Source organism: Corynebacterium sp. HMSC064E10, assembly GCF_001812505.1.
Taxonomy (GTDB): Bacteria; Actinomycetota; Actinomycetes; order Mycobacteriales; family Mycobacteriaceae; genus Corynebacterium; species Corynebacterium amycolatum.
Genome location: NZ_KV809171.1, coordinates 260735 through 272818, shown reverse-complemented (window position 1 = coordinate 272818; position 12084 = coordinate 260735). Strand labels below are relative to the sequence as shown.

11 protein-coding genes and 3 tRNA genes are annotated in these 12084 nt (G+C 58.0%); 5 read left to right on the top strand and 9 right to left on the bottom strand.

Going from position 1 to position 12084, the window contains the following annotated elements; translation table 11 throughout:
* Positions 1–235: 235 nt before the first annotated feature.
* Both HMPREF2860_RS01730 and HMPREF2860_RS01725 read right to left on the bottom strand, forming a co-directional pair.
* Positions 236–309, bottom strand: a tRNA-Asp gene (locus HMPREF2860_RS01730).
* 14 nt (positions 310–323) lie between these two features.
* A tRNA-Glu gene (locus HMPREF2860_RS01725) sits at positions 324–399 on the bottom strand.
* A 200-nt stretch (positions 400–599) separates the two neighbouring features.
* Between HMPREF2860_RS01725 and HMPREF2860_RS01720 the strand changes: the two genes are divergently transcribed.
* Entirely contained in the window at positions 600–1130 is a 531-nt protein-coding gene (locus HMPREF2860_RS01720) for an NUDIX hydrolase (RefSeq protein WP_038626468.1), read from the top strand.
* Positions 1131–1205: 75 nt separating this feature from the next.
* Here the strand turns inward: HMPREF2860_RS01720 and HMPREF2860_RS01715 are convergent.
* Positions 1206–1278 (bottom strand) — tRNA-Lys (locus HMPREF2860_RS01715).
* Between the two features lie 237 nt (positions 1279–1515).
* On the opposite strand from HMPREF2860_RS01715, the gene dusB reads away from it, so the two are divergent.
* Both dusB and phoU read left to right on the top strand, forming a co-directional pair.
* Positions 1516–2673: a tRNA dihydrouridine synthase DusB gene (dusB, locus tag HMPREF2860_RS01710; protein ID WP_049181158.1), complete on the top strand. Its 1158-nt coding sequence runs from the start codon at positions 1516–1518 to the stop codon at positions 2671–2673.
* A 90-nt stretch (positions 2674–2763) separates the two neighbouring features.
* The gene (gene phoU / locus HMPREF2860_RS01705) at positions 2764–3501 is read left to right on the top strand and encodes a phosphate signaling complex protein PhoU (protein WP_080972852.1); all 738 of its coding nucleotides are present in this window, start codon (positions 2764–2766) and stop codon (positions 3499–3501) included.
* A gap of 447 nt (positions 3502–3948) precedes the next feature.
* On the opposite strand, the gene pstB is transcribed toward phoU, so the two are convergent.
* The 5 genes from pstB to mshD form a co-directional block, all read right to left on the bottom strand.
* A complete protein-coding gene (gene pstB / locus HMPREF2860_RS01700) occupies positions 3949–4725 on the bottom strand; it encodes a phosphate ABC transporter ATP-binding protein PstB (protein ID WP_016421380.1) in 777 nt (258 codons plus the stop codon).
* 48 nt (positions 4726–4773) lie between these two features.
* Positions 4774–5667: a phosphate ABC transporter permease PstA gene (pstA, locus tag HMPREF2860_RS01695; RefSeq protein WP_049181148.1), complete on the bottom strand. Its 894-nt coding sequence runs from the start codon at positions 5665–5667 to the stop codon at positions 4774–4776.
* A 77-nt stretch (positions 5668–5744) separates the two neighbouring features.
* Positions 5745–6788, bottom strand: a complete 1044-nt coding sequence (gene pstC / locus HMPREF2860_RS01690) for a phosphate ABC transporter permease subunit PstC (RefSeq protein ID WP_049181149.1) — start codon at positions 6786–6788, stop codon at positions 5745–5747.
* 236 nt (positions 6789–7024) lie between these two features.
* Positions 7025–8077, bottom strand: coding sequence for a phosphate ABC transporter substrate-binding protein PstS (gene pstS / locus HMPREF2860_RS01685; protein WP_070560555.1), 1053 nt, complete (start codon positions 8075–8077; stop codon positions 7025–7027).
* A gap of 360 nt (positions 8078–8437) precedes the next feature.
* Positions 8438–9346, bottom strand: a complete 909-nt coding sequence (gene mshD, locus HMPREF2860_RS01680) for a mycothiol synthase (RefSeq protein ID WP_038626474.1) — start codon at positions 9344–9346, stop codon at positions 8438–8440.
* Between the two features lie 81 nt (positions 9347–9427).
* Between mshD and HMPREF2860_RS01675 the strand changes: the two genes are divergently transcribed.
* Positions 9428–10285: an LmeA family phospholipid-binding protein gene (locus tag HMPREF2860_RS01675; protein ID WP_038626476.1), complete on the top strand. Its 858-nt coding sequence runs from the start codon at positions 9428–9430 to the stop codon at positions 10283–10285.
* 101 nt (positions 10286–10386) lie between these two features.
* Complete coding sequence (locus HMPREF2860_RS01670; RefSeq protein ID WP_038626478.1) at positions 10387–11067, top strand: heme-binding beta-barrel domain-containing protein; 681 nt, start codon at positions 10387–10389, stop codon at positions 11065–11067.
* Positions 11068–11160: 93 nt separating this feature from the next.
* On the opposite strand, the gene HMPREF2860_RS01665 is transcribed toward HMPREF2860_RS01670, so the two are convergent.
* Positions 11161–12048, bottom strand: coding sequence for an aminodeoxychorismate lyase (locus tag HMPREF2860_RS01665; RefSeq protein ID WP_038626480.1), 888 nt, complete (start codon positions 12046–12048; stop codon positions 11161–11163).
* Positions 12049–12084 lie beyond the last annotated feature (36 nt).

The window sequence follows — 12084 nt, the reverse complement described above, 5'->3', positions numbered from 1 at the left end:
TAAACTCGCACAGTTTCACATTTGCAGCCCACATTCGCTTGTGCAGCCCGCAATCTTTCGGACTGTCAGTTTTGCTACTTGACCCCGGGTTGTGGAGCTGCCGCAGTTGGGGGGCAGTCACTATCTTGAGAATCAAACACACTTTTTGTCCCCCCCCCCCACATACCGACGCCCAGCGCACCACTAACCAAAAGCAAAAAACACCAGCTCCAACCGGAACTGGTGTTTAGAATTGCGACCCTGACGGGACTTGAACCCGCGACCTCCGCCGTGACAGGGCGGCGCGCTAACCAACTGCGCCACAGGGCCATCATGATTTTTAGTGGTACTCCCAACGGGATTCGAACCCGTGTTGCCGCCGTGAAAGGGCGGAGTCCTAGGCCTCTAGACGATGGGAGCCCGACTTGACGCTGCAAAGAGCTGGCCACTCAATGACACATTCCGCGTACGTCTGCAGTGCATGAACACTGTATTTGCGCGCGCTCTTGGCAACGTAAAGAACTATAGAGGATAAGTACCCTTTTCCCAAAATCCACAGCTGAACTGGAATTTCTTACTATTTACGAAAGCACTATTAGCGCTCCGATAAGCTCGTCACTATGGCAACTCCGGATTTCATTGTTCAGCTCCGCGAAAAAATAGGCCACGCTCCGCTATGGCTCCCCGGTGTCACAGCTGTCGTCATTCGCGATGTTCCGCCGAATGCACCGATGTACGCCCTGCCTGAGGTATTGCTGGTTCGCCGCTCCGATAATGGGGAATGGACTCCAGTTACCGGAATCATCGACCCAAACGAGCAGCCTCACGACGCCGCCGTGCGGGAGGTAAAAGAAGAAACTGGACTCGATGTCACAGTCGAGGCCCTGCTCGGCACCGGCGCCGTCGGCCCTGTCGAATACCCCAATGGCGATGTCACCTCTTACGTGGATATCGCCATGCGCTGCAGTGTTGTTGGCGACGACGTCCCCCATGTCGCTGACGACGAATCGACCGAAGTCGGATGGTTTCAGATCTCACAGATGCCACCTATGAAGCCACGCTTCCGTCTAATAGTCGCCGATGCTGTCGCGCAGCTCAAGCACCCCGCGGGCTTCAAGCCGCGAATGGGTTACCACAAGCGGGAGAAGTAGCTGCCGCGAAAGGGCAAAACAGGCAAGATACGACAAAACCCCAGGCTGTTAATCACCTGGGGTTTTGCGTGCTTGTGGGCCCTGCGGGGCTCGAACCCGCGACCTGCGGATTAAAAGTCCGTAGCTCTACCAACTGAGCTAAAGGCCCGCGCAAGAAAATAGCCTAGCAATTGCGCGCTAACTTTTAATAATCACCCCACACTTGCGATGGAACTACTGAAACACTCGTGGGATAAATGAGCGCAGTCAAACGCACGACCAATCCAACCGGCCGACCAAAACAGATTCGAAAACGGCAGTTCAGCGTGACACAATACTGTACGTGTTAGATACCTCCACGAGTCCACTCAGCGCCGCCAAGCCCGCCGATGCCACGTCCGCGCACATGCACATCGGCCCCTTTGAGCTCGCTTCCCCCGTGGTACTCGCTCCGATGGCCGGTGTCACCAACGTGGCATTCCGCACGCTGTGCCGCGAGCAGGAGCTGCAGCGTACAGGCACGGTCTCCGGCCTCTATGTCTGCGAGATGGTCACCGCGCGAGCACTGGTCGAGCGCAACGAGAAGACCATGCACATGACCACCTTCGCGCCCGACGAAAACCCGCGCAGCCTGCAGCTCTACACCACTGACCCAAAGTGGACCTACGAGGCCGCGAAGATGATTGTCGACGAAAACCTCGCCGACCACATCGATATGAATTTCGGCTGCCCGGTACCTAAGGTCACCCGCAAGGGCGGCGGCTCAGCACTGCCGTATAAGCGCCGCCTCTTCGGCAACATCGTCGCCGCTGCTGTCAAGGCCACGGAGGGCACCGACATCCCGGTGACCGTGAAGTTCCGCGTCGGTATCGACGACGAGCACCACACGCATCTCGATGCCGGCCGCATCGCCGCCGAGATGGGTGCCCAGGCTGTGGCTCTGCACGCCCGCACCGCGGCGCAGCGCTACTCCGGTCACGCCGACTGGTCGCAGATCGCGCGGTTGAAGGAGCACATGGTCGACTCCGGCTTCAGCAATATCCCGGTGCTTGGCAACGGCGACATCTTCGCCTCTACCGATGCCCGCAAAATGCTCGACGAGACCGGCTGCGACGGTGTCGTCGTCGGTCGTGGCTGCCTTGGTCGCCCGTGGCTATTCGCGCAGTTGTCCGCCGAGCTGCGTGGCAAAGAAGTGCCGCCGGCACCAACATTTGGTGAGGTCGCGGGGATTATCCGTCGTCACGCGGAACTGCTCGTGGAGCACGAGGGAGAGCGTAAGGGTTGCCGCGACCTGCGCAAGCACATCGCCTGGTACCTGCGGGGATACCCGGCAGGCGGCGAGGTGCGCAAGTCTCTCGCACGCGTCGATTCGCTGGCAACGCTCGACGAGATTCTCACGCCGCTTTACGACGGCCCCAGCGCCCACGCCCGCCCGGAGGACGCCGACGGCGCCCGCGGCCGACAAGGGTCCCCTGCAAAGGTGGTCTTGCCGGAGGGCTGGCTGGACGACCCGGAGGACGACACCGTGCCTGAAGGCGCGGAGATTATGCACTCCGGTGGCTAAGCTTCGGTTCTGAGCGAGTGTTTACATAACTTTACGAGGGGTAATTGGGGGCTCCCCACTAACGCGCGACCTTGTTGAGGATTGCCTACTATGGAACGCATGCGCACTGTCTACCGAGAACAAATGGACAACTTGGCCCACAGCCTGATTGTGATGTGTGACCGAGTTGGATCCATGCACAAGCTTGCGAACAAGGCCCTCTTTGAGGCTGATTTAGTCTCGGCTGAAACCGTTCTTTCCCAGATTGATTCTCTCGAGGACCTGCGCCAGGATGCGGAGCAGCGAGCCTTTGAGCTGTTGGCACGCGAAGCTCCTGTAGCTGGTGACCTCCGGCAGATTGTCAGTGGCCTCTACATTGTCGAGGACATCTCCCGCATGGGCGCGTTGAGTGTGCATATTGCCAACGTTGCCCGACGTCGCCACCCGAACAAGGCACTGCCGGAGCCCGTGGAGGGATTTTTCCGCGAGATGGCCACTGTATCTGAGCAGATGACGCACGAAACCCGTCAGGTACTCATCGACTACAACGTTGACCAGGCATTGGCCTTAGATAAGACCGATGACAGCATCGACGACATCCATCAGCACCTGTTTACGCTGACCAACGACGATAATTGGCCACACACCCCCGCGCAGACGGTGGATGTCACCCTGCTGAGTCGCTTCTACGAGCGCTACGCGGATCACGCCGTCGAGGTTGCGGCCCGGATTGTTTACCTGGCCACCGGTTACAAGCGCGATGTCTACCTGGACAAGCTTGAGGACGAGCGCGACCAGCGCAGCTTTAACCAACGCCTGCAGGCCTTGGAGCGTCACCTGCGGATGTAGGTTCGTGAAGTTGCAGGCTGCTGGGGTGAGTGTTGGGTTGCTCAGGAGGGCTGGGTGTTGTGCTGCTAAGCTGGGCTGGGTGTTGGACTGCTCGGCGGGTTTCAGGCCGGAGTGGAGCCGTTTTTAAGTCACACCAGGCTAAACACCGCCCCAGCCAAACACCGCCCCACCCCGAGAAAGTGACTAGGTTTATGACACTTTACTGCGAGTAAACGTTATTCATCTGACATAAACCTAGTCAGTAACTGTTTGATCCCGCCACAAAAACTGTGTGCCCCGGCACAAAACACCTCCGCGGTTAGACAATCGGGTGGCAAAACATGTGCTCGACATAGCAATCTCATAAACCGCAACAACAAAAAGAGCCCCGTACCTCGCGTGCACACGCGTGAGGTACTGGGCTCTTGCTTTTTGATTATTTTGGCCATTAAGGCATACGCAAAGCGTTTAGCCGAAGCGACCGGAGATGTAGTCCTCGGTTTCCTTCTTGTCCGGATTCTCGAAGATCTTCTTGGTCGGGCCAACCTCGACCAGGCGACCCGGCTTACCGGTTGCCTCGAGGGAGAAGAATGCGGTCTGATCGGACACACGAGCTGCCTGCTGCATGTTGTGGGTCACGATGACGATGGTGAATTCTTCCTTCAGCTCGTGAATCAGGTCCTCGATTGCCAGGGTGGAAATCGGGTCCAGTGCGGAACACGGCTCGTCCATCAGCAGAACTTCCGGCTCAACTGCAATTGCGCGTGCGATGCACAGACGCTGCTGCTGACCACCGGAGAGGCCGCCGCCCGGCTTGTCCAGGCGGTCCTTGACCTCATCCCAGAGGTTGGCGCCGCGCAGGGACTTCTCGGCAACCTCCTGGAGATGAGCCTTGTTCTTAACACCGGCCAACTTCAGGCCAGCCACGACATTGTCCTCGATGGACATGGTCGGGAACGGGTTCGGACGCTGGAACACCATACCGATGGTGTTACGAACGGAGACCGGGTCGATCTTCGGGCCATAGATGTTTTCGCCGTCGAGAAGCACCTCGCCAGTGACGTAGGCACCCGGGATGACCTCGTGCATACGGTTCAGCGAACGGAGCACGGTGGACTTACCACAGCCGGACGGGCCAATGAATGCGGTAACGGAACGCGGCGGGACGTGCAGGTCGACGTTCTGCACAGCGTGGAAATCGCCGTAGTAGATGTTGACATCGTTAAGGTCTAGGCGCTTAGCCATGGTCTTTCGAAAACCTTCCTTGAAATAGCGGACGTTAGGCGCCCAGCATTAACTGCTCTTGACGGAGAACTTGGCGGATACGACGCGCGCCAGGATATTGATGAGGGCAATGATGAGAACCAGCGTGAGCGCTGCGCCCCACATCTTGTCGAATGCCGCACCGGTATTACCGGCCTTGTACATGTCCAGCATGAACAGTGGCAGCGAGGACTGCGACTGGCCGAACGGGTTGTAGGTAATGATTCGCGAGGTTGCAACCAGAATCAGCATCGGTGCGGACTCACCCATAACGCGGGCGACGGCCAGCATGATGCCGGTGACGATGCCCGACAGTGCGGTCGGGAGCACAATCTTCAAAATGGTCTTCCACTTCGGAACACCCAGAGCGTAAGAGGCTTCACGCAACTCGTGCGGAACGATGCGCAACATTTCCTCGGTGTTGCGGACCACGATCGGCAGCATCAGCAGAACCAGTGCCAGCGACACGGCGAAGCCGGAGCGGCTCATGCCGAACATGACCACCCACATCGAGTAGATGAACAGCGACGCAACGATCGACGGCACACCGGAGAGGATGTCGACCATGAAGGTGGTGACCTTGCCCAAGCGGGAGTTACCTGCGTACTCGACCAAGTAGATGGCGACGAAGATACCGAACGGCACGGTCATGAGAGTTGTGACCAGAGCCTGAACCAAGGTACCGACGATTGCGTGAGCAACACCGCCGGCAGACGCACCAACGGTGACACCGCGCTGGGAAGCAGTCCACCACTCACCACTCAGCAGTGACGGGGTACCTCGGACGACAAGCTCAAAGAGAACCCACACCAGCGGGATTAGGGCAAGAGCCATGCAGCAGTAAATGAGGACCGTGGAGACGTTGTCCGCTACCTTGCGGGAACCCTTAATCTGGGTGAATGCCGACTCCGTGGTGGGGACCATGTCTGCGGGGCCGTGAGGCGAAGAATCAGTAGTTGAACTAGTCATTGTTACTTCTCGTTTCTTTTCCTACGACCTTGCTACTTCTTCGCAATGATTCGGGCTGCGGAGTTGACCACGAAGGTCAGCAAGAACAGCACCAAACCTGCGGACATGTATGCGCCGGCCTTGAGGTTGTCATTGAACTCCGGTGCCGCATTGGCAATCGCGGTTGCGAAGGTGGTACCGCCGTCGAAAAGCGAACCACGGAATGCCGAAGACGGGGAGATCACGAGGTACAGAGCCATCGTCTCACCGAGGGCACGTCCCAGACCCAGCATCGAGCCAGAGATAAAGCCAGAACGACCGAATGGCAGAATAGCCAGCTTGACCATCTCCCAACGGGTCGCACCGAGAGCCAGCGATGCCTCAATGTGACCACGCGGGGTCTGAACAAAGACCTCACGGGTGGTAGCCGCGATAACCGGCAGAATCATAATTGCTAGCACAATGCCACCGGTGAAGAGGTTTCGACCGGTCTCGAAGGCCGGTGAGTTTGGGTACAGGGCAAACATCGGGATAAAGCCCAGTGTCTTAGCCAACCACCCGTACAGACCGGCCAATGCCGGACCGAGAGCCATAAAGCCCCACAGACCGTAAACAATCGACGGCACTGCGGCCAGCAAATCCACGAGGTATCCCAGCGGCTTGACCATCTTCTTTGGAGCATAGGCAGTCAGGAAGATGGCAATACCCAGCGCAACCGGCATCGCCAGAATCAGCGCCAGGATGGAAACCGCGACGGTCACCAGAAACATGTTCGGAATACCGAAGTACATGGCGGAGGTATCCGCCAGGTTCCATCGTTCGGTGTAGGTGAAGAAGTTCGCTTCGTTACGGGACATTGCCGGAACTGCGCGCAGGAGCAGGAACACTGCAATTGCGATGATGGCAGCAGTCACCAATGCGGAAGATCCTACCGCCAGAATCTTGAAGATTCGGTCACCAGGACGAACAACGCCGGACTGAATGGCTTGCTCTTCCGAGCTCTCGTCGCCGGAGGAATCCACCTGCGGTGCTGAGGACTGCAACAGACTGCTGTCTACAGCCTCCTGCTTCCCTTCAATGGGAGTCGAGGAACTCATGATCTCATTTCCTAAGTAGAAGTGATTTGTGCTTCAACGCACATGAAGACCGATTGGCCTCAGTACCCCTCTACGAGCGGTACCCAATCAACTGAGGTGTCGATATATAAAGCCAACCGGTCTACGTCAGGTTTTCGGCCTACAGCTCAAATCTGCGTGGCCGGCTGAAGTAATCCTCGCGCCAACCGGGTAACAACAGAACCAACTCTGCTTTCACCCGCGTTGCACGCAAAGAATTACTTGATAGCGTCAACCGCTGCGGACAACTTGTCCTTGAACTCACCCTGAACCGGGATGTAACCCAGCTCTTCGAGCTCTGGGCCCTGGCCCTCTTCCAGAACAACCTTCAGGAAGCTCTTAACCAGATCACGAGTCTCCTCGTCGTAACCAGCGGAGCAGACGATTTCGTAGGTGGTCAGAATCAGCGGGTAAGCGCCATTCTCATCCATTGCGAACAGAGCGTCGGTGTCAACAACCATGTCGTGACCCTCAGTCTTGAACGTGACGGAATCCAGAGCCTTACCGACGGTGTCGTTGTTCAGCTCAACCGGGCCATGACCAAAGTCCATCTTGGCGATGCCCAGGTCCTTGTCCTTAGCGAAACCAGCCTCAACGTAGGTGATAGCACCGTCGATGTTGGAAACCTCGTCGACAACACCAGCCGAGCCGTTAGCGCCCTGTCCAGTAGCAGTCGGGAAGGACTTGGAAGCCTCGTGCTTCCACTGCTCCGGAGCAGCTGCGCTCAGGAACTTCATGAAGTTATCAGTAGTACCGGACTCCTCAGAGCGGTAGACAACCTTGATGTCCTTCTCCGGCAGCTTCGCGTCCTTGTTGACCTCAGCAATCTTCGGGTCGTTCCACTTGGTGATCTTGCCGTCGAAGATTTCAGCAACCAGTGCCGGGGTCAGAGTGACATCAACGCCCTCGAGGTTGTAGGCAACGGCAACCGGACCGATAACCATCGGCAGGTGCCATGCGTCGTTACCATCGCAGCGCTTCTTAGCCTCTGCAACCTGGTCCTTGCCGTCCTTCTCCTTCAGCGGAGAGTCGGAGCCAGCGAAAGCAACGGTACCGGCAATGAACTGAGTTTGACCGGAACCAGAGCCAGATGCGTTGTACGACAGGGTCGAACCGGCCTCTTCAAACTTGGTGGCGAACAGGTCCATCGCACGCTGCTGCGAGGTAGCGCCCTCGCCCTGCAGCGTTCCCCCTTCAGCACAAGCGGCCAGGGTGAGACTTGCAACAGCGACCAGGCCAATGACGGATGCCGCACGGTTCTTCTTCAGCACAGTAAATCCTCCGGGTTTACACAATGAGTGAAACAGTTCTCGTGGAACCGCCACACTCCGGTCCACTGCGCTGAACCTATCTACCGATAGTAACCGGAACCTGTTCAAAACATTAACAATCGGTGAACGGCGCAAGTAATTCTTTATTTATCCTCATTTCCCCTGTAAGAGGCCCTAAAATGCGCCCCTGAAACACTGAGGATTGGACAACATCTCCCCAAAATCACAAGTATCATTGCCCCCGCGACAGAGGAAAACCACCTAAAACTGAGACAAACCTAAGCTCGCCCTCTCCAATAACCTCTCCAATAACTCAGCCCTTCCCCAACAACTCGCCTCCAATAAACCGAACCGTCACATTTACGCGCCGTACATCACATCACGGCGAGCCACTTCAAAGCCAACCGCACGGTAAGTGCGCACTGCCGGAGCATTGTCGCCTTCGACATAGAGAATTACCTTTTCCGCTCCCCGGCTCCGGAGATGGGAAAGCCCAACATTGGTCAACCATCGCCCCAGACCGCGTCCGCGCGCCTTCGAGCTCAGTCCAATCACATAGACCTCACCAGTTGGCACAGACTCCTCAGCGTGCCACTTCGTCCAGTGGAAACCACAAATCTCCTCCGCACTGTCGCGCGCCCCGGCCACATCCGCAGCAAAGAACACGCCCTCCGGGTCGAACCACTGCACATCCCGAGCGCGATCGAGTTGTGGCTGTGACCAACCCCCCTGCTCCGGATGCCAATCAAACGCCTCGTTATTCACTGCCAACCACGCTCGATCTACCGCTGCCGCGCCCCACTTCGCACGTGCCGCAGTCAGGGTCAAGGCTTCAACATCATCACGCTTATCGACGTCCCCCGCCGCCTTCTCCAACGCTGAGCCCGAAACGGACATCTGCAACAGCTCGCGGACAACCTTGCGTCCCGTCAACTCTGCCAAGCGGCTGGCACCGGCGACATCACCGTGAGCCCAGATAGGCAGACGCTCACCGACTTCAGCATCGATGTGCGCAAGCAGCTTCGCTCCCACGCCTTGCCTGCGAAACTCCGGATCAACAACCATCTCCATAGCATCTGGCGCAACGGCTGCCAGGCCCAAATAACGGTCGTTCTCGATAATCGCAAAGTGTCGATGCCCGAAAGAGTCGTCGTCAAGCCCTCGGACGAAAGCCTCGCCGAACGCCTCCACGCCGTCGGTGGAGTGGGCGCGCTGCAGTAGCGTACTGGCGGCGGTGGTGTCTACGTCAAGCAGTTCGGTTACGTTCATACGCCCCACCCTATACACAGCCGCGGATTCAACACTTCCCCGATGTCCGCTGGGCCAAAAGCGATGGGGTACTAATAGAGTGTGTCCATTTCCCGACGACAGAAGAAAATCGGTGGCTCCATCCTCGCCGTTGCCGCGCTGGTGATCGCCACCGACATGGGCTTCGCCAGCCATGCGGAGTACAAGCTCTCCGAGCATATTCAAGAGACTGCACAACTGGAGATGACCCCATACGTCGCCATCGGTGGCAAGGCCTACTTGTCCTCTTTTGTTACGGGTAAGTGGAGCTCCGTAACTTCGCGCATCCGCGATGTGGAGGTACCCGACTTCGGCTTGGTATCTCTGGAGTACGGAGCGTCCAACGTTAAGGTCCCAGCATCGGCAGTGCTCAGCGGAGATTTCCCAGAGTCGCCGACGAAGCAGTACTTCACCAAGCTCTCGCTCGACGGCGTCTCTCTGGGCAACAAGCTGGGGCTGACGGACTTGAGCATCCAGAGTCTGAAGGACTCCTCCCCCACCGGCGGCTGGGAGACCGAGGCAATTTTCGAGGCCACACCAGCCGGATGGCAGGGAAAAACTCAGGTCACGGCGAAGTTGCGCATTGTCAGCCGCGACGTGGTCATTACGCCGATGGAGATTATTTCTGCGCCCTCGTCCCCAACGGATTCTAAGAGCCACGTCAAACCTGAGCTGTCTGAGGCTGATACGCAGCACATCATGAACACCTTCGCTCTGACACTGCGAGATTCGGATATACCGATGGGCATGCCGGCGACTCGCGTGTACGTGTCGGGCGGTTCTATCACCATCGAAGGCGAACAGATTCTGTGCACCGTGTCGCCAACGAACTTCATGCCGCCGACATCACAACAGGATGCCGAGGCGTCAGCACAATCCACGGAGAAGCTGCCGGAGAAGAACTGTCGGGTGCGTCGCTAAGGCCGTCGTCAAGCATCGCCGTTAAACGTCGTTGCAGCGTTGGCACCATGCGCCAACAGCCCATACATGGCCACAAGAGCTTCAGCGGTAGAGTGTGAAGCATGACCGAGAACAATGGCAGCAACCAGACAGACGCCGCTGCACAGGAGCCTGCAGCTGCGGCAGCCCCTCGCCTCGACGGCAACGAGGCCATTAACCGCGCGGCCGAGCAGGCCAAGAGCACCGCTACGCGCAACATCACTGAGCTTGAGGGGCTCCCGATCCCTGACGAGACCGCTAACCTGCGCTTCGGCCCGAATATTCACGACGGCCTGCTGGCACTACTGCCGCTGGTCGGCGTGTGGCGCGGTGAGGGGCAGGCAAACACCGTCGTCGACGGTGAGTACAACTTCGGCCAGCAGGTTATCTTCAGCCACGATGGCGAGAACTACCTGAAGTATGAGTCGCGCATCTGGAAGCTGGATGAAGAAGGCAAACCAACCGGCCCTGACCAGCGCGAAACGGGATTTTGGCGCATCAACAACGATGACGAGATTGAGTTCATCTGCGTCCACTCCACCGGCGTCACTGAGATTTACTACGGCAAGCCGGTCTCCGAGCGCGCATGGGAGCTGCAGGCAGCCTCCACAATGGTCACTGCTACCGGTCCAGCATCACTTGGCCCGGGCAAGCGCCTCTACGGCCTGATGCCGAACAACGATCTCGGCTGGGTGGACGAACGCCTGCGGGATGAGGAATTCACTCCCCGTATGTCCGCGCAGCTCAAGCGTTACGCAGGCTAGGTTCTCCCCCGCTTTACGACGGGCGCTGTGTGGCCTGGCTGCGGGGCCCTATTACTTTGCGCACTACGGCTTGGCGCCCTACTGCGACAAGCCCTACTGCGTCGCCAGCGCCTCGTCACACAGGTCACGGAATTCCTTTTCCGCAGCTACATCCGGCTGCGGAATGGGCTCACCATCGATGGACTTAACCACGACCGCGATGCGCACCGAGGACACTAGCCACACCGCATCAGCGGTGAATAGGTCCCTTGGTACCAGAACCGTCGGAGTGACTTTCCAGCCGCAGTTGGCAGCTGTTTCAAACAGCGCTGCCTGAGTCGTGCCCGGCAGCACTCCTTCACCGGGGTTGGGGGTCAGCAGCTCATTGCCGCGCTGAACGATGATGGTCGATGTCGGGCCTTCCAGGAGCTTTCCCTCTGCGGAGGTGAAGATGACATCGTCAAAACCCTTGGACTTGGCATAGCGTAATGCGGCCATATTAGCCGCGTATGACAACGTTTTCGCGCCGATGAGCGCCCACGGTGCACGGGAGCCAAGGTCGAGCGAGAAACCACGCTCTGCAAGCATGACTGATACCGGCTTCAGGCGATTTTCCGCCACCTTTTTCGCGGAGCTTGCCAAAACGTAGCCAGTCGGCCTTCCAGTGGACTCGCGACCACGCGAGTAAACCCACCGCAACGTCGCATCCCCCTCAATTGACCTATCGCGCAACTCCCGTAGTGCAACCTCGGTAGCCGCCCGCCATTGCTCCAGGTCCGGGGTTGGCAAATCCAGCATTAGCGCTGACGATGCGAACCGCTTCTCGTGCCGGTCAGTATTGCAGGTATGACCACCCCTGACCAGTAGTGTTTCAAAAACTCCGTCGCCGCGAATAGCTCCGAGATCGTCCGCGTAGAGGAACGGCTGTCCTGCCTCGACAGCAATCGGGCCACCGTCTGCGAAGACGTCGATAAGCACTAGAGAAGAAAGCGAATCCGTCATACACACAAGCTTAATCCATGCTTAATTTGGGGATTT